Annotated in this window: 21 protein-coding genes; 10 read left to right on the top strand and 11 right to left on the bottom strand. The window is 72.3% G+C overall.

All coding sequences use genetic code 11. The features are described from left to right. Positions 1-21: 21 nt before the first annotated feature. From IEZ31_RS13020 to IEZ31_RS13040, 5 genes are all read right to left on the bottom strand, one after another. On the bottom strand, positions 22-1293 hold the full coding sequence (locus IEZ31_RS13020; protein WP_190250065.1) for an ArdC-like ssDNA-binding domain-containing protein: 1272 nt from the start codon (positions 1291-1293) through the stop codon (positions 22-24). A 1-nt stretch (position 1294) separates the two neighbouring features. Then, a complete protein-coding gene (locus IEZ31_RS13025; protein WP_190250066.1) occupies positions 1295-1618 on the bottom strand; it encodes a hypothetical protein in 324 nt (107 codons plus the stop codon). A 62-nt stretch (positions 1619-1680) separates the two neighbouring features. Next, positions 1681-2751, bottom strand: a complete 1071-nt coding sequence (locus IEZ31_RS13030; protein WP_190250067.1) for a hypothetical protein — start codon at positions 2749-2751, stop codon at positions 1681-1683. A gap of 243 nt (positions 2752-2994) precedes the next feature. Further along, on the bottom strand, positions 2995-4077 hold the full coding sequence (locus IEZ31_RS13035; protein ID WP_229834868.1) for a M23 family metallopeptidase: 1083 nt from the start codon (positions 4075-4077) through the stop codon (positions 2995-2997). Further along, a complete protein-coding gene (locus IEZ31_RS13040) occupies positions 4077-4682 on the bottom strand; it encodes a hypothetical protein (protein ID WP_190250068.1) in 606 nt (201 codons plus the stop codon). The genes IEZ31_RS13035 and IEZ31_RS13040 overlap by 1 nt, the downstream gene beginning before the upstream one ends. A gap of 175 nt (positions 4683-4857) precedes the next feature. Here IEZ31_RS13040 and IEZ31_RS13045 point away from each other — a divergent pair, with 175 nt between their 5' ends. The 10 genes from IEZ31_RS13045 (at position 4858) to IEZ31_RS13090 (ending at position 15948) form a co-directional block, all read left to right on the top strand. After that, entirely contained in the window at positions 4858-5157 is a 300-nt protein-coding gene (locus tag IEZ31_RS13045; protein ID WP_190250069.1) for a hypothetical protein, read from the top strand. Positions 5158-5171: 14 nt separating this feature from the next. Beyond that, positions 5172-5933, top strand: coding sequence for a DUF8175 domain-containg protein (locus IEZ31_RS13050; RefSeq protein ID WP_190250070.1), 762 nt, complete (start codon positions 5172-5174; stop codon positions 5931-5933). A gap of 160 nt (positions 5934-6093) precedes the next feature. Then, the gene (locus IEZ31_RS13055) at positions 6094-7440 is read left to right on the top strand and encodes a hypothetical protein (RefSeq protein ID WP_190250071.1); all 1347 of its coding nucleotides are present in this window, start codon (positions 6094-6096) and stop codon (positions 7438-7440) included. Beyond that, positions 7437-8909: an SCO6880 family protein gene (locus IEZ31_RS13060; protein WP_190250072.1), complete on the top strand. Its 1473-nt coding sequence runs from the start codon at positions 7437-7439 to the stop codon at positions 8907-8909. Before IEZ31_RS13055 ends, IEZ31_RS13060 begins: the two co-directional genes overlap by 4 nt. Positions 8910-8983: 74 nt before the next feature. After that, positions 8984-9985, top strand: a complete 1002-nt coding sequence (locus IEZ31_RS13065) for a hypothetical protein (RefSeq protein ID WP_190250073.1) — start codon at positions 8984-8986, stop codon at positions 9983-9985. Next, positions 9982-11424 (top strand): putative type IV secretion/conjugal transfer ATPase, encoded by a 1443-nt coding sequence (locus tag IEZ31_RS13070; RefSeq protein WP_190250074.1) that lies wholly within the window; start codon positions 9982-9984, stop codon positions 11422-11424. The genes IEZ31_RS13065 and IEZ31_RS13070 overlap by 4 nt, the downstream gene beginning before the upstream one ends. Next, positions 11421-12044: a hypothetical protein gene (locus IEZ31_RS13075; RefSeq protein WP_190250075.1), complete on the top strand. Its 624-nt coding sequence runs from the start codon at positions 11421-11423 to the stop codon at positions 12042-12044. The genes IEZ31_RS13070 and IEZ31_RS13075 overlap by 4 nt, the downstream gene beginning before the upstream one ends. 187 nt (positions 12045-12231) lie before the next feature. Then, positions 12232-12750 (top strand): hypothetical protein, encoded by a 519-nt coding sequence (locus tag IEZ31_RS13080; protein ID WP_190250076.1) that lies wholly within the window; start codon positions 12232-12234, stop codon positions 12748-12750. Positions 12751-12791: 41 nt separating this feature from the next. Beyond that, positions 12792-14603, top strand: a complete 1812-nt coding sequence (locus IEZ31_RS13085; protein ID WP_190250077.1) for a type IV secretory system conjugative DNA transfer family protein — start codon at positions 12792-12794, stop codon at positions 14601-14603. 28 nt (positions 14604-14631) lie between these two features. Further along, positions 14632-15948, top strand: coding sequence for a toprim domain-containing protein (locus tag IEZ31_RS13090; protein ID WP_190250078.1), 1317 nt, complete (start codon positions 14632-14634; stop codon positions 15946-15948). 215 nt (positions 15949-16163) lie between these two features. On the opposite strand, the gene IEZ31_RS13095 is transcribed toward IEZ31_RS13090, so the two are convergent. From IEZ31_RS13095 to IEZ31_RS13120, 6 genes are all read right to left on the bottom strand, one after another. Next, positions 16164-16748 (bottom strand): DUF4913 domain-containing protein, encoded by a 585-nt coding sequence (locus tag IEZ31_RS13095; RefSeq protein ID WP_190250079.1) that lies wholly within the window; start codon positions 16746-16748, stop codon positions 16164-16166. Then, positions 16745-17965, bottom strand: a complete 1221-nt coding sequence (locus IEZ31_RS13100; protein WP_190250080.1) for a hypothetical protein — start codon at positions 17963-17965, stop codon at positions 16745-16747. The genes IEZ31_RS13095 and IEZ31_RS13100 overlap by 4 nt, the downstream gene beginning before the upstream one ends. 21 nt (positions 17966-17986) lie before the next feature. Then, positions 17987-19435 (bottom strand): relaxase, encoded by a 1449-nt coding sequence (locus tag IEZ31_RS13105; RefSeq protein ID WP_190250081.1) that lies wholly within the window; start codon positions 19433-19435, stop codon positions 17987-17989. Next, positions 19435-19821, bottom strand: coding sequence for a hypothetical protein (locus tag IEZ31_RS13110; RefSeq protein WP_190250082.1), 387 nt, complete (start codon positions 19819-19821; stop codon positions 19435-19437). The genes IEZ31_RS13105 and IEZ31_RS13110 overlap by 1 nt, the downstream gene beginning before the upstream one ends. Before the next feature lie 196 nt (positions 19822-20017). After that, positions 20018-20428: a DUF1778 domain-containing protein gene (locus tag IEZ31_RS13115; protein ID WP_190250083.1), complete on the bottom strand. Its 411-nt coding sequence runs from the start codon at positions 20426-20428 to the stop codon at positions 20018-20020. A gap of 1052 nt (positions 20429-21480) precedes the next feature. Beyond that, positions 21481-22011: hypothetical protein (locus IEZ31_RS13120; protein ID WP_190250084.1), on the bottom strand; the 531-nt coding region annotated here is incomplete at its 5' end.

Raw genomic sequence — 22011 nt, forward strand, 5'->3', positions numbered from 1 at the left:
GGTGGCCCGCAGGTGCGGTGGTCATTTCCGCCGTCCCGCTTGCAGGGCGGCCGCCGCGACCGGGATCGGCGCGGGATGGGGCCGCGCGCCGGGGTTGAGGGCGGCAAACGGCGGGAACGCGCGGGCCGCCGACGTGCGCCTCGCCGCGTCCACCACCTCGGCCGGGTCGCCGGAGGCGTGGTCGAACAGCGCCGCCTGCGCCTCGGCTGCCTCGGCGGCGTCGCGCAACGCGGCGGTGCGTTCCGCGCCGGCGCTGACGCGGGCGGCGAGGTCCGGCGACGGTTCCGGCGGCGCGGCACCGAGTGCGGCGTCGGCTGCCTCGGTGATGGCCAACGCGGTCTTGATGACGCGTTGACCGCTGGCTCGTACGACGTCTTCCGGGCTGTTCTTGGTCTCCGCGGCCGCGCGTTCGGCCCATCTGGTGACGTACGCGAACGAGTAGGTCGCTGTGTCCATCCCGTAGTGCGCCGCGACCAGGTAGGCGACGCTCTCGGCCTCGACCTCTTTGGCGCCCCGGCAGTCGGCCGTCGTGGCCCACCCGAAGTCGGACGGCTCGTGCAGGGCCACGTGGCTCAGCTCATGGATCATGGTTTTGACGGCTTGCGCGTCGTCGACGTTGTCGCGGATCTTGATCAGCCGGTTGGCGTAGTCGGTGTAGCCGTTGGCGCTGCCGCAGTCACCGCGGGCGACCGTGTAGCCGCGACTCTCGGCGATGTAGGCGAGCGCATCCCACACGCCATGCGGTGCCTGACCGGTGAGCAGCTGCGGGGCCAGAGTGGCCGCGTTCGGCTTGGTCGGCACCTCGGGCCCTCCTCCGTCGAGCTGGCTGACGTCGAAGACATGGACCACCCTGAAGCGCAGCCGCGTCGGCTGGTCCACGTCCTCGCCCGCCGTGGCGTCGTGGGTGTCCTGCTCACCGCCGCGTGCACCGTGGCCGGCGGCGCTGACTCGGTCGCGGTGGTCTGCGGTGGAGGAGGCTCGGACGGTGATCGGGGCCAGGATCGCGATGCCGGTCTCGCCCTTGCGGACCTGACGGCCGATCTCCTGCCACCGCTGATATCCGGCCACCAACGTCGCGTCCGGCCGCTGCGACCAGATGAGCAGGGTGTTCCCGAACGAGTAGTCGTGGAAGTTCGCCGCGAAGCTGAGCCATTGGCGCCACTGCTCGCCGTCGGTGAGCTTGCCGACCTCATCGACGATGCGCTGCTGCAGCACGGCGAGCTTGTCCCGCCGCTCGGCGTCCCATTTCGCGCGCTGTTGCGCGCTGGGCGGCTTGCTACGCCGCGGCGCCACGTCAGTTCACGCCTTCGAGGGGCACTCCGACGCGGGCGGCGAGCCGTCGAATGATCAGCTGCTGCTGGTCGAGCTGCCTGCGGTGGGCTTCGACAACGGTGGTCAGGTCGTCGATCTGGTCCTGCAGCGCCGCGATCACCGCATCGCGGTCCATCCGCGGTGGCTGCATCAGCGCGCCACCCACCGGATGGCGGCTGCCGGGGTCCGGCCGGTGAGTCGGCGTCGAGCCGACCGGGGCCGTGGCGGCCGGGTCGGGCGGGGACAGCCGGTGCGCACCTGCCCCTGGGGATGGTGCATCAGCTTGCCGGTCGTTCAGGTCGGGCATGGCAGTCACTCCCTCAGGTGGCGGGCGGCGGACACAGACCGCTTTCGCGGACTGCGGCGTCCTCATCGGCGGCCACGCTGGCCGAGCAGCTTGTTTGCGGCCACCGCTGCCGTCGACGCCGCGGTCATCGCCACCGGTCCGGTCACAGGGCTAGCCGCTCCGGCAGCGGCGGCGACACTGGCGTGCGGGGTCCCAAGGGCGTTGAGGCGCAACGGCGAGGCGAAGGCCTGCCCGACGCCGGCGCTAGGAGGAATGGCTGGCGCGGCGTCCTCGTGCCCGAACCTGCGGCTGAGCCAGAACGCGCTGCGGGAGCTCGTTGACGCCCGTTGACGTTGTGGCGTGATGTCTGGCTGTGCTGCAGCGGTTCGGCCGGGGCCGGCCAACTGGGCGTCGTCGTGCTGGAGGCGGGCGAGCCAGCGGCGGGCCGGCAAGCCGCCGATGTGGGCGGTGTCGACGGCGGCGCCGGCCCACGTGATGACGTAGCCGGCGATCGCCTCGCCGGCGGACCAGGTCGCATCGCCGGCGCCCGCGCGGCGGCCGTTCCTCCACCCGACCGCTGCGGCGGCGGCCACCCGTGCGGAATGGCTGTCGTCGAACCGGGCGGCGCGGGCGGTCGCGTAGTCGCCGTGGCTTGGCCCTGGGTCCTCGACGGCAACGCCTTCGTCGGCCACGGCGTTGGCGGCGCTCGCGACGGCCCTCAGAACCTTGACCGCATCGGGGTGGTTCGGCGCCTCAGCGTTGGCGGCCGCGGCGCGTGCGATGTTGGACAGTTCCTGCATGGCCCGGTCGTGATACCGGGTGACGGTGTGATGGTGGGCGAGTTGGGCTCCGCTCCAGTAGCCGCGGATCCAGGCGGCGTCGACGACGTCGGCTTGCGCGCGCTCCAGATCGGCTAGGCCGTCACGGTCGCTGTTCCAGGCCCGCATGACAGCGCCCGTAAGCTGGCCCGGTGCCGCATCGGGCATGAGGTCGGCCACGGACAGCAGGGCCTGCCGGACGCTGGCCTCGTCCATCGGTTGCCACCGCCGTGGATGCGACGGCGGCGTGACGGGTCCGGTGCCGTGCCCCAGTGCGGTGCCGGGCTTGAGTTGCTCCAGGTAGCGCTCGGCCCGGGCGGTGCTGCTCTCGTCCATGGGTTGTCCCCCGTTGCTCATGTAGGTTCTCCGCTGAGATGTCGGTGCCCGGGTCGTTGACCAGGACCTGAGGAGCGGTTACTCATCGATATGTCGGCGGATTTTTCTCATCGATGTGTCGTTTTCCTACGGGCGAGAGCGCGTCGGCACGAGATGCAGCGGCTCTGGCCAGGCGGGCGACATTTGCCGGTGACATGTCGGGGAGAAAGCGACATCGGGCGTGAGAACCTACAGCTCAGTTTGTTAGAGGTGGACGCCGACGCCGGCCATGAACGGGACCGGGTCGATGGTGGTGCTGTTGTTGATCGGCGGGGCCGGCTGGTGCACCTGGAAGTGCAGGTGGTTGCCGCTGGAGTGGCCGGTGGATCCGACCCGGCCGATCTCGTCGCCGGCGTTGACCTGCTGGCCGACGTGGACGCTCAGCGACGAGGCGTGGCAGTAGGTGGTGCCGATGCCGTCGGCGTGCTGGATCTCGACCGCCAGGCCGCAACCCGGGGTGATGCCGTAGCCGTTGCGGTCGCGGTCACCGGGCCGGTCGCAGAACGGGCTGGTGCACTCGGCGGAGGTGACCGTCCCGGCCGCGGCGGCGAGGATCGGCGTGCCGTACGAGGCCATGAGGTCCACGCCGCGATGCATCGCGCCGCCACGCGGGCCGTAGGGGCTGCCGAACTCGTAGCTGCCCTCGGGCAGCGGCAGCCGCCACGGTCCCGTGCCCCCGGCACTGCAGGTAATGCCCAGCCGGCCCTTGATGAGCTCGACCAGGTGCTCGGCCTCGGCCTGCCATTTCGCGTAGGCGTCGGGGTAGGCCGAGCGCTGGACCTGCTGCGCGGCCTGGGTCAGCGACATGCTCTGCCAGCCGTCGACCTTGAGCAGAGCCTCGTAGAACTTCCCGGCGGCGTAGCGCGGATCGAGGATCTGCTCCGGCGTGCCCCAGCCTTGGCTAGGCCGCTGCTGGAACAGCCCGAGCGAGTCGTGGTCGTTGCGGCCGCCGAGATGCCCGAGGTTGCGCAGGGAGGACTCCTGCATAGCGGTGGCCACCGCAATGGTCCAACCGGCCGGCGGCACATGCAGCTCGGCGCCGACCTCGACGATGGTCGCGGCATGGCCGACCTGCTCGCCGCTCCATGAGCCCTCAGCCGGCCATGTATCGCCGGTCGCGGCCGGGTCGCCGGTCGGGCCGGTGGCGCTGGTCGTGAGCGGAACCGCCGTACACGCCCATGCCGGGCTGCTGCCGACGACGGTGGCCGCGACCAGCACGACCAACACCACCGGTGCGAGGATCAGCACGGCCGCGGCCGCCAACGCGATCGGCAGGGCCCGGCTCATCAGGGCCTCACCGGGTACAGGTCGTAGCCGGCGACCCGCCAGCCGCCGTCGTCGCGGTGCAACGTGCAGTAGATGAGACTGCGCTCGCTCCACCCGCGCCAGCCGTCGGCGCCCACTGGTGTGACGGTCACCCGGTAGGCCCGGTAGACCGCGACGGTGCTGTCCGGCATCTGCTCGCCGTCGACGTACGCCGTCAGCTGGGTCTCGAGCCGGGCGCCGTGGTCGACCCAGGTCGCCCACCGACCGTCGTGCTCGGCGGCCGCGCTCTGTCCCGCCATCGCCCCGGTGACATACCGGGAGGCGCGGGCGTAGGCGTCGCCCGGGCCGCGGTCGCGTGTGGTGTCGGCGCTGTACAGCGCGGCCAGGAAGCGGCGGCACACCTCGCTCGAGTCCGCGTAGTCGAAACCCGGCTCGACGGGCGGGCTCACCGTCGGCGCGAGGCTTGGCGCGGCGGGGGCACCGGTCTCATCGGCTGCCGTATGACCGAGCAGGTCTGGCCAGCCGGACGGTCCGGACAGTCCGTTGGGCTGGGGTGGGCCGCCGCAGCCGGCCAGGACCAGCATGAGCAGCGTGGCGAGCGCGGCGGCGCGCGCAGACGGGTACATGGCCCCACGGTGGCGATCGACCAGCGCCGTTACCGCTGCCAGGACGCGCTCGCAGCGCCGGTAACGCTGGCAACTACGGCGTCGGTAACGCTCCCGTCAGCCCTGCGCGGGCAACGTCGTCGGCAGGTGCCCGGTTAGGCGCACCGAACGACCGACACCTTCTCGGGAGCATGCTGTGACCCTCGATGTGCTGACCGGCGCCGCCGACCTGATCCTGGCCGCGCCGCCGACTCCGGCCCCTGCCGCCCCGCCCGGCCTGGACACCGTCGGCAACATGTTCATCGGCTGGCTGAAATGGATTTTGGTCGTCTGTGGCGTGGGCGGGCTCCTCGCCTGCGGGATCATGATGACCGTCGGCCGGCGCAACCGTTCGGCGTTCGCCGCCGACGGCGCCGCCGGCATCCCGTGGGTGCTCGGCGGCCTGACCCTCGGGGCAGTCGCTGCCGTCATCGTCGGCGCGGTCCTGCCGGGCTGAGCCGGGGCTGCATCATGACGTACGACGTCATCGCCCGTGCCCGTCGCAGCACGCGCCGCCGCGCCACCGCCGTTTTCCTGGCCGCCGCGGCGGTCGCCGGGCTCGTCACCGTGGTGCTGGTCTCGGTAACCGGCGCTGGCCAGCCCGCCAGTGCACCGGGCGCGACCACCGAGCCGGTCCGTTCCGGCGTCCCCACCGGTGCTGCCGGTGACGGCGCGGCGGACCTGCCCGGTGATCTGACCTGGGCCGATGTGTCCGGTGTGTCGCTGCCGGTGTCCAGCCGGTCGGGCCCCCACGCCACGGGTGGGGGCCTGGCGCGCGGGTTCGCGCATGACCGAGGCGGCGCCGTCCTGGCCGCCGTGCACATCCTCGTGCGCACCACCCCGCAGGTCGGCCCATCCGTGTTCGACGCCACGCTGCGCACCCAAGTCGTCGGACCCGACGCGGACGCGCTGCGGGTGCGAGTCGCGCAGGACTACGACAACCTGCGCGGCGTGGCCGGGGTGGCGTATGGGCAGCCGCTGGGCCGCCTGTACACCACCCTGCGCGGCTACCGCATCACCAGCTACATCGCCGATGAGGCGACGCTGGGGCTGCTGACCGAGGCCGGCGACGGCCGCAGCGGCACGGTCCTGGCCGCCTCACAGGTGCGGATGCGGTGGACCGGTTCGGACTGGGCCCTGGTCGCACCGGCCGGGGGCTCGTTCGACGCCGACGTCACCCGCGCCACGCAGCAGGACATCGAGCAGTTCGTCCCGTTCACGGCAGGCAGGTAGGCCAGCGATGTGTAACCCGATGCAACCCGTCACGTGCCCGGGAGTCTTCCCACCGCTCATCACCCCCAAGGTGGTCGGCAACGCCGTCGCCGACCAGGTCATTGCCAGCCTGGCCGCCTCAGTGGAGATGGGCGTCGAGTGGGTCGCCCAGCAGCTGACCGTGTGGGTGCTCATCCCGTCCAGCAACCTGTGCCCCACCGGCGAGCAGTCGCCAGCCGAATGGGCCACCGACTGGATCCAGCAATGCAACAGCGCTGACTATCCGGCCCAGCAGCTGCGCGGCTACCTGCTGCCGATCACCCTGCTGGTCGCCGTCGGCGCAGTGCTGTGGCAAGCCATCAACGCCACCATCAGCCGCAAAGGCGAACCCCTGCTGCAGGTCGCGCGGGGCTTGTGGAACACCGCACTGTGGACGGCGATCGGCATCGCAGGCACGCACGCCCTGCTCAAGGCCGGCGACGCCTACTCGTGGTGGATTCTCGACAAGGCGATCTTCAGCGACTCCGCGAAACCGCCCAACGAAACGATGAGCGCCGCCCTGGTCGCGCTCCTCGTCCCGGCCTCAGCCGCGACCGGCGGAATGATCGCCCCGTTCGTGATCATCATCATTGGCACCCTCACGATGGTCGTCGCGCTGCTGCAGGTCTGTCTCATGGTGTTCCGCGAGGGGTCGGTGGTGATCCTCGCCGGCCTGACGCAGCTGGCCGCTGCCGGCACCATCTCGCGCGGCACCACCTCGCAGTGGCTGCAGAAGGTCCTGAGCTGGTCGCTGGCCCTGGCCCTGTACAAACCGGCGGCTTGCACCGCCTACGCCGCGGCGTTCGCGATGATGGCCGGCACCCCACGCGACTTCGTGATGGGACTCGCGATGCTCGGCATGTCGATCATCGCCCTGCCGGTCCTGCTGAAGTTCTTCACGATCTTCACCGGCAGCGTCGGCGGCGGCAACAGCAGTATCGGCATGTTCGGCGCCGGGGCGGCGGCTGGCATGCACGCCGCGTCGTCGCTGCGCGGCGCTGTCGGCGGCAACAACGCCAACGACCACGCCCGCTACCTGGAAACCACGGGCCCCGGCAGCGGCGGTCACGGCGGCACTGGCCCCACCGGGGCGGTACCGACACCGCCGTCGCCCGGCTCGGGTCCCAGCGGCGGCAACGGGCCTGCCAAGCCGAAGGTCATCGACGGGGAGCTCGCCGAGACCGTCTCCACCACGGCGAAGGCCACCGTGCAAACCAATGTCGCGGGCGGCACCGGTGCCACGGCACCGACGGCCGGGGCAATGAGCGGGATGGCAGGCGGCGCCGGTGCGACCGGAGCCGCCAGCGGTGCGGCTGGAGGTGCGGCTGGAGGTGCGGCAGCGGGCGGCACGGCAGCCGCGGGCGCAGCCGGCGGGCCGATCGGCATCGCCGTGGCCGGGGCCGCGATGGTCGGCAAGGGCGCCGTTGACGGCGCGCGGCGGAGCGCGGCCGCGGCCGGCTCGACGATGCACGGAGAGGACGCGCGATGAGCAGCAACCAGGCACGCACCTACGGCGGATGGCGGCGCAGCCGTGGGATGGGCCTGTTCGGCCTCGGGCCCGCGCAGAGCGTCGCCGTGCTGGGAGCGCTGGTCACATTGATCATCACTGCATCGGTGGGGCTGCAGTTGCTGGCGATCGTGGCCGTGCCATGCCTGGTCACGATCGCGATGATCCTGCTGCGCTGGGACGGTGTGCCGCTGTCGGCCGGGATCACCCGACGGGTCCGGTGGCTGGTCGGCACGACCCGCGGCTACACCTCCTACCGCTCCGGGGTCATGGTGGCCGGCGAGCACGCCTGGCAGCTGCCCGGGGTGCTCGCCGCCACCACCCTGCTCGACGTCCCGGACGAGAGCCACGGCCCGTACGGAGCGGTCTACAACCAGCGGCTCGGCATGATCACGGTGACGCTGCGCTGCGCGGCGACGTCGACGTGGCTGGCCGACCCGAACGCCACGGCCGGCTGGGTGGCGAACTGGGGCGGCTGGCTGGCCACCCTCGGCTACGTGCCGATGGTCAGGCACGTGACGGTGACCGTCGACACCGCCCCCGACTCCGGCTCCCGGCTGACCGACTACGTCAGCCGGCGCATCGTCCCGAACGGGCCGGCATCGGCGCGGCAGGTCCTGCAGAAACTAGTCGAGGTGTCCCCGGCGGCGGCCGCCGACGTGGAGACCCGGGTCTCGATCACGTTCTACCCACCGGCCTCACCGGCCAAGCCGGCGAACCTCGGCGAGGCCCTGGCCGAGATCAGCCGGACCCTGCCCGGGCTGCAGGACTCGCTGGGCAGCTGCGGCCTGACGGTGCTGGGCCGGGCCAGCGCCGCCGAGCTGGCCGCGATCGTGCGCACCGCGTTCGACCCGGGCGCCCGCGGCGACATCGCCAGCCTGTCCCACCGCTCCGGCGTGGACCTGAGCCGGTGGCTGGACTGGGCCAACGTCGGCCCGGTGGCGGCCGAGGAGCACATGGACCGCTACGAGCACGACGACGCGACGTCGGTCTCGTGGGCCTGGCACGAAGCGCCACGCCAGCAGGTGCACGCCGATGTGCTGGCCCGGCTGGTGGCCCCCGGCCCGTACCCCAAGCGGGTCAGCCTGGTGTACCGGCCGTTCCCGGCCGGCGAGGCCGCCCGCATCGTCGAGTCCGAGGTCAACGCCACGGCGTTCCGGGCGGCGTACCACCGTGCGCAGCGACGCGACGAGTCCGCCCGCGACCTCGCCGACCGGGAACGTGCGCTGCAAACCGCCCGCGAGGAAGCCACCGGCGCCGGCGTCGGCCTCATGACCCTGTTCGTCACCACAACCGTGCTCGAGTCCAGCGACCTCGGCAAAGCCGTCGCCGACGTCGAGTCCCGCGCCGACGTGGCCAAGATCCGACTCCGTCGCCTGCGGGCCAGCCAGGCCACCGGCTTCGCCACGACGTTGCCGTGCGGCGTCTGTCCGCCCCAACTGGCCAGATAGTGGCCGCACTGACCGTGGCCGCACTGACCGCACCGACCGGTAGCACCGACCCTGATCATCCAGGAGCGCACGCAATGGCAGACCACAACGTCAACCGGTCCGGCGAACTCCACGAAGGCTGGACCGTCCGGAGCAGCCACGTGCCGTGGCAGTTCGAGATCATCAGCCAGACGTTGACCGCGCATCCTCCGCGCCAGTCCACCCTGGGGAATCTGAGCCTGAGCCTGGCCCTGACGATCGCACCCGGCGACCCGCAGTGGGACCTGTTCAACCTGGCTCGATTGCCCAGACAGCCGCTGCAGCCGCTGGTCAGTGCGCAGGCCCTCGCCCTGGTGCTGCCCCGCATCCACAGCGCCGTCACCGATCCGGCCACGCGCTGGCAGGTCGCCACAGCCCCGGCGGGTCTCCCCACCGTGACCGGCGTGGTACGCGACGCCGTCGGCGCCGGCACCGCCGTGTGGCTGGAGGCGACGGCGGCGCATCCGGGCCACAGCCTGGACCGGGCCGCACACCAGGCGCGGCAGCTGCTGGCCGCCGCCCGGTCCGGGCCCGCCGAGCAGGCGGCCGCATTCAGCTGGATGCTGGCGCAGGTTCCCGGCCTGCCCAACATGCCGACGGCCGCCACTGACTGGGCCGAACGCACCGCGGTGTTCCTGGCCGAACGCGACGCGGCGCTGATCGGCCAGATCACGGTGAGATTCACCAACGCGATCAACGGACGGTCGGAGCAGCGTGTGGTCGCCGACGAGCAGGAGGCACGGCGACTGGCCCGCGAATACCGGCCGTTCAACAACACCCGGCCCAGCGCCCACGTTGTCGTGGCTGTTCGCGGCGGGGTGCCGGTGGTCGAGGAGCTGGACCTGACCGGCGGCACCTCGGTGCATCCGGCGCCCACAGGCCGGGCCGCCGGCGGCGGCGCCGCCGACCAGGACGCCACCCAGGCAGGCCATGCCAAGCCGCGATCAGCGCTGGCGTTCGGTCCGATCGCCGTCGCCTCCTCCGCCAGTGCTTCCAACCATCCAACGCCGGCCGACACGACGTCACCGGCCAGACGGCACGGAGCAGCCCACCGATGAGCACCAAGCCGAGCACCAAGCAGGAGATCCTGGCCCCCGCCTGGGGGCACCGCGTCCCCGGCGCCGGCCGGGCCTCCCACGTCGACCCAGGCATGGAGTACCAGGGCACGACCGTGCAGTTGTGCGGACTGTTCCCGTTCGTGGCCGGCTCCGGAGCGCCCACCACCGGCGTGCCGATCGGCCGGCACATGCTCTGGGGCGAGGTCGTCTGCCTCGACCCCCTCGAATGGCTTCGCGAAGGCCTCGTCACCAACCCCGGCATGTTCGTCCTCGGCCAGCCGGGCGTCGGCAAGTCAACCATCGTCAAACGGCTGATCACCGGCATGACCGCCTGCGGCACCAGCGCACTGATCCTCGGCGACACCAAGCCCGACTACACCAAGCTCGTCGAGTACCTCGACGGGCAGGTCATCCGGATCGGCCGCGGCCTGGACCGGCTCAACCCCCTCGACAGCGGACCGTTGGGCGCCGCGGTCAAGCGCATGGGGGCCACCGACGCCCGGCAGCTGCGCCTGGAGATCCGTGGCCGGCGCATGTCGCTGCTGCTCGCACTATGTGCGCTGGTCCGCGGCCAGGCGATCACCAACCCGGAGGAGATCATCCTCGGCCGGGCCGTTGACGTGCTGGCCGAGCGCCTCGATCGCGACCCGACCGTGCCCGACGTGCTGGGCATGATCGAGACCGGCAGCGACGAGCTGCGCGTCGCGGCGCGGGCCCGCTCCGACGGCGAGTACCGCCGCCGCGTCGACCAGCTCGTGCCCACCCTCGCCCTGCTGTGCGAAGGGTCGCTCCGCGGCGTCTTCGACGCTCAGACGAGCAAGCCGCTGGACCTGGACGCGCCCGCCGTCAGCGTCGACATCTCCAATGTCGCCGCGGCCGGCGACCAGCTCGTCGCCGCCGCCATGCTGTGTGTGTGGGCCTACGGCCACGCCATGGTCGACGCGGCCGGTGTGCTGGCCGACCAGGGACTCGCCCCACGCCGGCAGTACGTCGGCGTGATGGACGAACTGTGGCGGGCGCTGCGCGGCGCGTCCGGGCTCGTCGAACACGCCGACGCGCTCACCCGACTCAACCGGCAGCGGGGCATGGCCTCGATCATGGTCACGCACTCCCTGGCCGACCTCGACGCCCTCCCCACCCAGGAGGACCGGGCCAAGGCACAGGGGTTCGTCGAACGGTCCGCCATCAAGATCCTGGCCGGGCTGCCGCCGCGTGAGCTGGCCCGGGTCAACGAGGTCATCAAGCTGTCCGGACCCGAACGCGACCTCGTGTCCTCCTGGGCCGCGCCGGAGGCGTGGTTCACCGGCTCCACGCACCCCGGCCGTGGCAAGTATTTGATCAAGACCGGCGAGCGGCCCGGCCTGCCGGTGGCGCTGTCGCTGGTCGGCGACGAATGGCAGCTGTACGACACCGACACCAACGTGAGGGCCGCCGCATGAGCCTCTACCAATTGCCCACCGAGTCTGCAGACGCACAGGTGTTCATCGGTTGGAGCCAGGACCGCGCCACGTTCTTCCTCGACGTCGCCCTGCTCCGCGACGTCGGGCACGGCCCGGAACGGGCCTGGGGATTCAGGCTCGGCGAGAAGACCGTTGAGGTCACCGATCCGCGGGTTGTCCTGCGCGAGGCACAGCAGTATGCGCTCGTTCCCGCGGAGCTGGAAGACCGGCTCGAGGCCGATGCTGGCCCGCCGGAATCCCGCCTCCCGTGGCCTCGCCATGCCACCGGTCAGCTCTACGACGCTGGCGCGGTCATCGAGCCCGTGGGCGGCATCTTCGCGTCCTGGGAGGACGACCACGCGGACCGGTCCACCACCGACGTGTCCAGCGCCCGGCTCTCAGTACTGGACCGCGCCAAAGCCCGGGCTGCGGATCGTGCGAACACCACCGCCGCCGTCCACCCCGCTGCCAAGGCCGAAGCGCCAGCGGGCGCAGCCCGACCCGCATGGGCGGCCGGCTTCCCGGGACTGCGCACCGTCACGGCACAGGGAGGGGCCCCGCCCGCGCCGGGCACCGGGCCCGCGCCAGCTCCCGATCCCAGTATCGGGCGACACCGATGACTCCTGCCGACGTGCTCGAGCACTTCGACCCGAGCCGCGAGCGCGACGGCGCGATGGGCCTGGGCGTGCCCTTCCGCGAGCCGGACGTTGTCGCGGCTGGGCGCACGCTCCGCCAACGCGTCGAGGCAGCCCGCACCGGTCGACCGGCCCCCTCCCGCAAGTCCGCTACGACACGAGGAAGTGGGCAATGACAAGGACGATCCAGGTACGCGCCTTCCTGAACATGGCCAAGGACGCGCTTGGCCGGCCGCTGGGCATGCTCGACGGCTACGCGACCGGCCACGCGCTGGCCCTGGCCTTCGAGACCACAGTGATGCGCAGTCCGGAAGGGGACCTCGCGATCTGCGAGCAGGTGTTCTGCACGCTGAACGTCGGTGACGATCCCGAGTTCGGCACGCCGGACGCTCGTGCCGTGGCCTACCGGGCGCAGGGCCACCGGTCGTTGTCGGTCGGTGACGTGGTGGCCATCGACCAGCGGTTCTACGCCTGCGCCCGGTTCGGCTTCAAGCCCATCGATCCGCCGGCCGCCGGCGACCTGAGCGCCGGTACCGGACCACACCGCGGCCCTGCACCAGCGACACCCACGCGACCGGCAACGGCGGCAACGTTTCCGCCCCTGCGCCAGGTCAGCACCGACACCGCTCCGGCGGCCACTACCACGGCGTCGCCGCAGACCAGCCCGCAGCCGCACCGACTCGGGCGGTAACACCCGCAGCTGTCCCCTGCCTGCGACCCGGAGGATCATCCATGGCCACCCGCCCCGTTGAACCGCGCGGCAACGCCGGCGGTCCACTCACCCCGTTCCTTGTGCTGGGTATGGCCTGGGCAGTGATCGTGCTGCTGTGGCTGGCCTGGGCCGCCGGTCGGCTTGCCGCACTGATCACCGGCAACGCCGTTGCCGGGCCCGGGTTCGGTACCGAGTTCGTCACCGCGCTGCTGCGCGCGGACTGGGCGGCGGTCTGGCCCGGCGTGCCGCCGGTCGCGGTCGCGGCGGTGTACGCGGTGCTTCTGGGCGCTGTGATCGCGGCGGTCACGGTCGCGGTCGCGCTCTGGCAGCGCCACCGGGCCGATCCGGACGACCCGCTGCCATCGCTGGCCGACCCGACGGCGTTGCAGGCGATGAGCCTGGTCGGCGTCGTCGACCGGGCCCGCCGCCTGCGGCCCAGCCTCACCAGCCAGGCGGCCAAGCACATCGAGCCGGAGTCGGCGGGGGTGCTGCTCGGCGCGCACCGCCGCCGCGGCAGGCGCGGCGGGCGACTGTACGCCAGCTGGGAAGACGTGCTGCTGGCCGTGATGGCACCCCGAGCCGGCAAGACCACCGGGCTGGCCGTGCCGGCCGTGGTCAACGCGCCCGGTGCGGTAATCGCCACCAGCAACAAGCCGGACCTGTGGGCGGTCACCGCCGGCTGGCGGGCCGAGCACGGCCAGGTGTGGGTGTTCGACCCGCAGGCCATCACCCGCACCCCGCAACGGTGGTGGTGGAACCCGCTCGCCGCGATCGACACCATCGAGGACGCCCACCGCCTGGCCGACCACTTCGTGCAGCAGATCCGCGGCGAGCGGGGCGACGACTTCTGGAGCCTCGGCGCGTTGGACCTGCTCACCGCGCTGATCCTGGCCGCCGCCAGAAACGGCGGCAGCCTCAACGACGTGCAGATGTGGCTGTCGGACTCCACGTCCCGGATCCCGGCCGGAATCCTGCGCAGCCACGGGTTCGCCGCCTCCGCTCGAGCGCTCGCCGGCCGGCAAGCCGGTGCTCCGGAGACCCGCGAGGGCATCTACGAGACCGCCCGCACCGCGGCGGCATGCCTCGCCAACCCGCAGATCATGGCTTGGGTGACGCCGGCGCCGCTCCGATCGCTGCCGACCCTGGACGTCGCCGGATTCGCCGCCAGCTCTGACACCGTCTACCTGCTCTCCAAGGACGGCGCCGGCAACGCCGCGCCGCTGGTTGCCGGGCTGACCGACCAGATCCTGCACGCTGCCGTCACTGCCGCCGAACGACGCGGCGGCCGGCTCGACGCCCCGCTCATCGCCTGCCTCGACGAGGCCGCGAACATCTGCAAGATCCGCGACCTGCCGGAGCTGTACTCCCATTTCGGCTCGCGCGGCATCATCCCGCTGACCATCCTGCAGTCCTACCGGCAGGGCACCCGGGTCTGGGGCGAGCGTGGCATGGACGCACTGTGGTCGGCCGCCACCGTCAAGCTCGTCGGCGCCGGCATCGACGACGCCCGTTTCGCCGAGGACCTGTCCCGGCTGATCGGCGAGCACGACATCTCGGTCGCCTCCCGCACCCGCGACGGGCAGGGCAACACCTCACACCAGATCTCGACCCGCCGGCAGCGCATCCTCGACCCGGCGCAGATCCGGGCCATGCCCAAGGGCACCGCGCTGCTGCTGGCCACCGGCATCCGGGCCGCCATGCTCGACCTGCTGCCCTGGTACGCCGGGCCCCACGCCGACGAGCTCGCCCGAGCGGCCGCCGCGGCCAACGACCAGATCACCGCCAACGCCCGTAGCGCCGCGGCCCAGCTGGGCCAGGCCGTGACCGGCTGACCGGCCCTGCGGTGCTGAGGAGGCTGTCGTGGCCGCAACCGTGCCGACCCGTCCGGCAGTATCCGATGTCGGCGCCGACGTGCGCCGGCTGCTGGCGGCCAACGACGCCGCCGTGGCGTTCTTCCGGGCCCAGCTCGTCGGCGCCGACGGCCCGCGTCGCTACCTGCAGCAGCGCGGCCTCGGCGTATTGGCCGAGCGGGAGTGGCCGTGGCGGGTCGGGTACGCCCCGCCGGGCTGGAACCTGCTCACCCGGCACCTGACCGCGGCCGGGTTCAGCGCCGACGAACTGGTCACCGCCGGGCTGTCGGCCCGCACGCATGACGACCCGGACCGGCTCATCGACGTCTTCCGCGACCGGATCGTCTTCCCGATCCGGTCACCATCGGGGCACGTCGTGGCGTTCATCGGCCGGGCCAGCCCGGCGGCGGTGCGCAACAAGCCGGACACGCCGAAATACATCAACACCCACGCCTCGCCGATCTACGACAAGGACCAGCTGCTGTTCGGGATCGCCGAGCAGCACGACCGGCTCCGCGCCGGTTGGACGCCGGTGCTGGTCGAAGGCCCCGCCGACACCATCGCCGTGTGGCTGTCCTACTCCCGCTCCGGCACACACGGCGCCGTCGCCGTCGCTCCGTGCGGCACCGCGTTCGGCGCCGTACAGGCCGACATGCTGCGTGCGATGCCCGGCGCTGCCCGCGGCGTGGTGGTGGCCTTCGACGGCGACACCGCCGGACAGGCCGCTGCCGACGCCGCATTCGAGCTCCTGCGCCACCCGGCTCCGGCCAGGCCGCTGCCCGGGCCGCTGCTCGCCGCCGAGTTCGCCGCCGGCGCCGACCCTGCCGATCTGCTCACCCGGCCCAACGGGCGGGCACAGCTTCGCGCGGCGCTGCAACGCCAGACCCGGCCTCTCGCCCTGGCTGTCGCCGACCATCAGCTCAACCGGATCCTCGCCAAGCACCCCCGGGCGCTGGAGGACATCGCCGGTCGCCACACCGTCGCGCGGGCCGTCGCACCCCGTGTGTTCGGCGCCGTCGACACCGCCGAAGCGGCCCGGATTGCCCGGCATATCGCCCGGCGCGCCGGCGTCGGTCTGCCCACCGTCGTCGACGCCGCCGTCGAGCACCTGCAGGACACCGTCACGCAGCTCGGGGCCGGCCCGGCGCAACGGTTACCGACGCCGCCGACGGGCCGGCCACCGCCACCCGCTGCTGCCGCCGCCTTCCCCCGGCTACAGCAGCGGGTGGCGACAGGCTCGCCCGCCGGATCCGGACCAAGCGCGTTCCTGCCCGGCGTTACACCGCACGCGGCGGGTGCAGCCAATCGGGTCTTCCGTGGGCACTGACCTCCTCCACGACGACCGGGTGGTGCGGCCCTTCAGACAGGGGTTGAAGCCCCGGGGCTGGCCTCGTTCGGCGCCGCCTCGGTTGTCCCGGGCACCCTCGGTCGGGAGTTTCGCTGCTGCGGCAGGGCCCGGCGCGGCGGCGGGGGCGGGCATCAAGCCCACCCCCGCCGACTTGCTCGCCGCGCCCCGCCCGTATTCGGGCCGCTGACCGGGCGTCAGTCCCACCAAATCCACCAGCGCTCCGGCGCCGGCTGCACGGCGGCGACCGGTGGCAGGTCATGGCGAGCGGTGACCTCGCCGGTCAACGCAGTCGCGGCCGTGCCGGCCACCGTCGCCCCCGGGGCACAGTTGCGGAACGGGCCGTCCTCGCCGCACAGGATCGGCAGGTGGTAGTCCAGTTCGCGCAGCCAGCCGAGCATGCCGGTCATCTCCAACCGGGCGTGTTCCCAGCCGTACCACAGCGCGGTGAGCCGGGTGACGGCCTCGTCGTGGCGCCACCACTGCTCGCACCAATGCCAGCGGATCATGCCGACCTCGCCGACCGGGCGGGGGAACGTCGGCAGCAGATAATCACGCACGAACGCCTCCACGTTCGCGTACAGCGGGTCCTGGCCCTCGCCGGCGGCCGGCGCCGTCGCGGCCCGGTCGGCCGCGATCTGCTGCAGTTCGGCGACCTGCTGGCTCAGCGCAGCGACCTGCGCGGCGAGCTCGTCGGTGGACGGACCGGTGGATGGACCAGTTGATGGACCGGTCGACCTCGAACGGCGGCTCGGGGTGGTGGGCGGGGTGTTGGTCGTCATCGGGCCCTCCCCTGGACGGGCGTGATCGTGGGCTGAGTCGGCTGCCTGCTCGCCGCGCTCGGGTGAGCGGCACGGACGCGCAGAGGGCCGGGGAACCCCTGGGCAACGACCGGCTGCGCCGCGCGGTGCGACGGCTCGCCTGTGCGAGCCGCCGAAGGTGGGGCGGTGGCTGGCTCGCTGTGGCGCATCGCCGCGGCGGTGGTTGCCGTCTGGTCGGCGCGATCGTCACTGACGACGCTGGCGACCTGGCCGGCGGTGTGCTCGTCAACGCCGGTGCGGGGGTCATCGGCAGCGCCGCCAGCCCGCCGACCGTTGGCGCGTTCTACTGCGGCCTGCGCCTCAAGGTTGCTGATGATCCCTTCGGCGACTACCGGCTGCAGGTGGCCTCGGCCCACGGCCTCGTTGAGGTGGGCCCGCAAGAGTGCTGTGGGATCGGCGGGGGGAAGCTTCCCGAGACTGCGCCAGCTGCGCTGCAGATCTTCGAGGGCCTCCAGGCTGACATACTCGGCGAGCTCTGCCACCTCCAGCCGCACCTGCCGGTCGAGCTCGTCGAGGACCTGCCAGCCACCCACGGGCAGCGCCGCCTGGTCGGACCGTCGGGCCCGCAGTCCCGCAGTGGCCTCGTCGTAGTTGGTCACCTCGGGCCTGGGCCAGGTGTTGCCGTGTGGGCGCGCCTGCGGCCCGGGTGCCCGGTCGTTGCCAGCCGCGTTCTGCCATACCTCGTAGGCAGCCTCCCGCATCGCCTCGGCTTTCGACAGGCCTGGGCCGTGCGGGCCGGGCTGGCGGAGCCGGTCATAGGCGGCCATCAGGTCGGGGTGGAGCTTGCGCAGCCGGTCCTCGGCGAGGTTGGCCGCCCTTCCCGCCAGTGGGTCGTCGCCGGTGGCGTACACGGTTGCGGTGCGCCACACCCAGGCGGCCTCCGAAAATGAGGCGTGGTTGATCAGCCAGTCCTCGTCGAGGGAGTCGGCCATCCGCTGTCGCTCGCCGCGGACCTTCGCGGTGAGGGCGTCGGCCTCTCGCCGTGCCGCGGCCGCCGCCTCGTCCTGACGGGCCTGCCACTCCCGTGTTGCCGCGCGGTTTTGGATTTCCACCGCGGCCATGCGGGCTCCGGCCTCACCAAGCGTGGCCAGCACGCTCAGGCCCTGTAGCCACCGGTCGCGGGCCTCGCCGAACGGGTCGTCGTGCGGCACATAGGCCGGTTGGAATTGATCGGTCATGGTCACCTCCCCTTGGGGTTGCTACCGGCCGCGTGGGACACGTCGGCCGCCGTCCACTGTCGGCTCGGCGGTTGCCGTCGGAATGGGCGGCGCCGTTACCACCGGCCGGCCGACGTCGGCAGCCGCCCGCAGCGCCGCTGCCGCTGCGCGCGCCGCCTCGGCCTGGTGCAGCCGCTGCTGCGCCGTGCGCAGCTCCTCCAGGGTGTCGGCGAGCCGGGCCAGATCCAGCACCAGGGCCAGGGCGGCGATGGTGTCGTCATCGCCGGAGATGCGGCCCATCAGCGCGACCAACCGCGCCATCGCGCGCATCTGCTGGGACCGTGAGGTCGCACGCGCCACCCTGCCGTACAGGTCGCGGGCGGCGCGGTCGAAGACCTCGGCGGCGCGGTGCAGCGGTCCGCGCCGCTCGCCCTCCACCGCATACGCCAGGCTGGTGAGCAGGTCGGCGGTGGCCTGGGCGGTGGCCTGCGCCTGGTGCGGCGCGGTGTTGGCGCCGCGACGGATGTCCTCGGCGGCGGCCTGGGTGGCGGTGGCCGCCTGGTGCAGCGCTTCCACCCGCTCGGCCCGGCTGAACCGCGGCCCCGGCGACGACATGTTCGCCGACGGGGCGGTGCCCCAACGCTGCCGCAGTTTCGGCAGGGTCAGGTCCGGTGCGAGGCGCCCGCCGCTGAAGTAGATCGGGCTGCCGTCGGCGGCCCGGTTGCCCGGCAGCGCGACGGCGTAGCCGGTGACCTGGTCCGGGTTGGTTGCGCTGTGCCTCAGTCGCACCAGCACTCCGGCGTCACGCAGCCGGGCGAAGAACTCGTCTTCGTCGGCGGCACCGGCCACGGCGGTGCGGACCTTCCGGCGCAGCTCGTCGCGAGGGGTCTGCGACCGGCCGGTGCGGCGGGCCTTGCCGACCTCCACCGGGTGCGGGCGGCGGTGCGCGGTGCGGTCGGCCGGCGGCACATGCCGGCGCAGACCGTACCGGCGAGCCACGTTGTCTGTGGCCTGCACGCAGAGCGGGTAGTCGTTGCGCAGCCAGTTGGTACGCCCGTCCTCACGAACCAGGGTGGCGACGATGTGCACGTGGTCGTCGCCGTGGCGCATGGCGATCCACCGCAGCCCCGGGTCGTCGACGGCGGTGGCCACCCCGGCCTCGGTAAGCATCTCGCGGACCATCCGCGCCCACATCGCGTCGGTGTAGACCCGGTCGCGATCCTCCGGAGCCAGGCGCATCGAGGCGTGCCACACCGGCTTGTTCGGCGGGCGGTGGCCCGCCCGCACCGGCTCCTCGAGCAATGCGGTCAGCGCCCGGTAGTCCCGCTTGCCGTTCACGGTGACCGGTGGTTCCAGGGTCTTGAGCTCGCCAGCGCCGTCCCATGCGGCGACCAGCCGCGGGTTGACGTGCTCCTCGGCACGGCCCGGGCCCCACAGGTAGCGCAGCAGTCCTCCGACACGGCTGCCCCGCCGATGCACTCGGGTGATCATCAACCGCGCCCTGGCCGGTGCACCCCGGGCTGATACCCGCTGTTGACCGGCGCGGCCGGCCCCCGCGCAGCGCTCGCGGGCCCGGAGGCAACCCGCAGCGGCGGAAATCCCACCGCGGCTCGGACCGGCGTCGGGTTCGATCGGGTCGGCTGGGCCGGCTGAGCCGATTGGGCCGATTGAGACGTGGAGTGGACGGTCTGCTCCATGCGCTGCAGGGCCATGTTGATGAGTCCGTCGACGATGACCCTCAACCTGTCCCGGCCGATCTCTTCGCCGATCAGCTCAAGAAGATTGACAGCTCCGGGGCCGTCACGGCGATCGAGCGCTTTGCCGAGCTCTGCGCCGAGCATCTTCACGTAGTCGAGGTCCGGCACGTGTTCGGTCATGAGGTACCTCCGGTGCGCGGGCAACGCCGCCGTCGTGGCGGCGTGGTCTGACGTAGTAATTGGGCCGGGCGCGGGTGATCGGTGCGTGGTCGGCGCGTCCGCAGGACCTCGTCGGAGGCATCGCGTTGGACCCAACCGGCGGACCCGTGATCGGTTGGGGTTTCGCCGCAACAAGCCGATTCGGTCACTGCGGGACTCATCGCAACTTCCGGTTGACGCGGGCGGTGACCTCGTCCAGCCGGGTCACCGCGGCGGTGCACAGCCGTACTGCATCGGCAACCCAGTCGGGCAACTCGCCCGTGGCGTTGTACGCCGCGGCAGCCTGGTTGACGTTGGAGCCGAACATGTTCACCGCGCGGCGAGCAGCGAACAGTTCGTGCTGGAGCTCCCGCAGATCCCCAGCAGCACCGGTCGGCGCCTGGCCGGCCGCCGCTGCCTCGAGCGCCGCCTTCGCCGTGTACCCGGTGGGCGTCAGGTGCGCCGCCGCCGAGGCAGCCTCGATGAGGCGTTTCTCCTCATCCGACAGCCGCACCAGCACGGCATGCGGCCGGCCCGGCGTCGTATGGGCCCGATGCCGGGCACGCGGCGTCTGCTGCTTGGCATCCATCGCCGCCAACCCTGCGGTGGAGGTGTTGCCAGCGGCGTGAGCGCTCCCGTTACCACCCGTGCGCTACTGCGGCGGCCGAGGTTGCCGGGTCGGATGGCGCTCGGCCTTCCGCTCCGACCGCCGCCGTGGCTCGGGGACACCGGCGCGTCACATTCGAACTCCGACGGCAGATACCGGCACTGGCGAGGCCACCGTGTGTGGCGCAGCGGATCGCGGCGGGTGACGTCGAACCGCACCAGCGCGGCATTCCGCGCCGAGGCGCGGGCGACTCGGACCTCGCTCGCCCAGCATTCGACCGCGAGGCTCTGGACCTGGCCCTCATCCTCGAACGTCTTGAGCGACAGGCCACCGCGCAGCCACACCCACACCTGCTCACCAGCCGGCGTCGGCCTGGCCCACCCGATCAACGGCAACGTGTTACGACCCCTGGTCTTGACGAATGCGGCGAGACACATCCGCAGTCGATGCCGCACCACCAAGCACCAGAGCCAGCCGACGACCTGTCGGCGCAGCGGACGAACAGCCGCAGGAACCCCCACGACCACGCCCATCAGCAGCAGCGACACGACGAGGTTCGCGGCATCCATCAGCGCGGTCCAACCCCACAACAGCAGCGCCGACAGGACCAACTCCGGCAGCCAGTGCCACAACGCCCGCAGCACGGGCCAGGCGGCGACCAACGCGAACGCGACCACACCACACGCCGCACCAACGAGGGCACCGACCAGACACCCAGCCACCGGCGGCAGATACGACGAGGCGGTAACGCCGGCCAACAGACCGACCAGACCCGTCACCACCCAGAATGCGACCGCCGCGCGGCGACGGTTAGTCCACCCAGCCCGCGCAACGATGATCGCAATCTCCGTGCGCCCGCCGAACAGACGAGACGTTGGCGTGGACACGACAGGTCCTCCCTCTCACAGGGCTCGAGGATTGTTGGCAAGAGACGGCCCGGGGGTCACAGACGCCAATCGCTCGGCGACCCCTGGTCCGGCTGCGGAGGCAGCAGCGCCAGCCGTGGCGTGAGCGGCGCCGCTACCACGTCGGCGTTACCGCGAGCGCCGACCCGGGCTGTCCGGGCGCCCAGGCCCGGCTCCAAAGATCGGGGCGGCGGCCAGTTGTACCGCCGACTGCACCGGCCGCAGTGAGCGCGGGAATGCCTGGGCTGCCCCGCCGGCGCTGCGGGACTTGCTCGCTGGCTCGGCGTCGGTCTCTGCTGTCGGGGCAGGCTCCCACAGGTGGACTTGCAGGCGGGACCAGTTCGCCCGCCGCAGCGAGGTTGGGCCACCGAAACGCACGCCAGACACCTGATCTTGGAATCCTGCCGCGATCCTGATGGTCTTGTCGGTCATGCCATCAACCTGGCCCACGAAGTCCCTGCCACCGGAGTTAATGAAGTACAGCCAGTCACCGACGCGGACATCGTCGAACGCGGTGGGGGCGTCTACCTTGCGGCCGTAGTGCGGAGTCGGGGCCACGGCTTCCACAGCGTCGAGCAGCCCTGCCGCGCTGAGGAACGCGTCGCGGTCAAACACCAGATGCTGATCGGCGAACCGGTCGGCCATGCCGTCGGCCAGGAA

This window comes from Dactylosporangium sucinum (assembly GCF_014647515.1).
GTDB classification, from domain to species: Bacteria; Actinomycetota; Actinomycetes; order Mycobacteriales; family Micromonosporaceae; genus Dactylosporangium; species Dactylosporangium sucinum.

What these genes read in the sequence shown, in the direction of transcription:
- IEZ31_RS13025 (WP_190250066.1), bottom strand. Translation starts at nt 1,618, where the DNA reads ATGCCCGACCTGAACGACCGGCAAGCTGATGCACCATCCCCAGGGGCA.
- IEZ31_RS13030 (WP_190250067.1), bottom strand. Translation starts at nt 2,751, where the DNA reads ATGGACGAGAGCAGCACCGCCCGGGCCGAGCGCTACCTGGAGCAACTC.
- IEZ31_RS13035 (WP_229834868.1), bottom strand. Translation starts at nt 4,077, where the DNA reads ATGAGCCGGGCCCTGCCGATCGCGTTGGCGGCCGCGGCCGTGCTGATC.
- IEZ31_RS13040 (WP_190250068.1), bottom strand. Translation starts at nt 4,682, where the DNA reads ATGTACCCGTCTGCGCGCGCCGCCGCGCTCGCCACGCTGCTCATGCTG.
- IEZ31_RS13050 (WP_190250070.1), top strand. Translation starts at nt 5,172, where the DNA reads ATGACGTACGACGTCATCGCCCGTGCCCGTCGCAGCACGCGCCGCCGC.
- IEZ31_RS13060 (WP_190250072.1), top strand. Translation starts at nt 7,437, where the DNA reads ATGAGCAGCAACCAGGCACGCACCTACGGCGGATGGCGGCGCAGCCGT.
- IEZ31_RS13065 (WP_190250073.1), top strand. Translation starts at nt 8,984, where the DNA reads ATGGCAGACCACAACGTCAACCGGTCCGGCGAACTCCACGAAGGCTGG.
- IEZ31_RS13070 (WP_190250074.1), top strand. Translation starts at nt 9,982, where the DNA reads ATGAGCACCAAGCCGAGCACCAAGCAGGAGATCCTGGCCCCCGCCTGG.
- IEZ31_RS13075 (WP_190250075.1), top strand. Translation starts at nt 11,421, where the DNA reads ATGAGCCTCTACCAATTGCCCACCGAGTCTGCAGACGCACAGGTGTTC.
- IEZ31_RS13080 (WP_190250076.1), top strand. Translation starts at nt 12,232, where the DNA reads ATGACAAGGACGATCCAGGTACGCGCCTTCCTGAACATGGCCAAGGAC.
- IEZ31_RS13085 (WP_190250077.1), top strand. Translation starts at nt 12,792, where the DNA reads ATGGCCACCCGCCCCGTTGAACCGCGCGGCAACGCCGGCGGTCCACTC.
- IEZ31_RS13095 (WP_190250079.1), bottom strand. Translation starts at nt 16,748, where the DNA reads ATGACGACCAACACCCCGCCCACCACCCCGAGCCGCCGTTCGAGGTCG.
- IEZ31_RS13100 (WP_190250080.1), bottom strand. Translation starts at nt 17,965, where the DNA reads ATGACCGATCAATTCCAACCGGCCTATGTGCCGCACGACGACCCGTTC.
- IEZ31_RS13105 (WP_190250081.1), bottom strand. Translation starts at nt 19,435, where the DNA reads ATGATCACCCGAGTGCATCGGCGGGGCAGCCGTGTCGGAGGACTGCTG.
- IEZ31_RS13110 (WP_190250082.1), bottom strand. Translation starts at nt 19,821, where the DNA reads ATGACCGAACACGTGCCGGACCTCGACTACGTGAAGATGCTCGGCGCA.
- IEZ31_RS13115 (WP_190250083.1), bottom strand. Translation starts at nt 20,428, where the DNA reads ATGGATGCCAAGCAGCAGACGCCGCGTGCCCGGCATCGGGCCCATACG.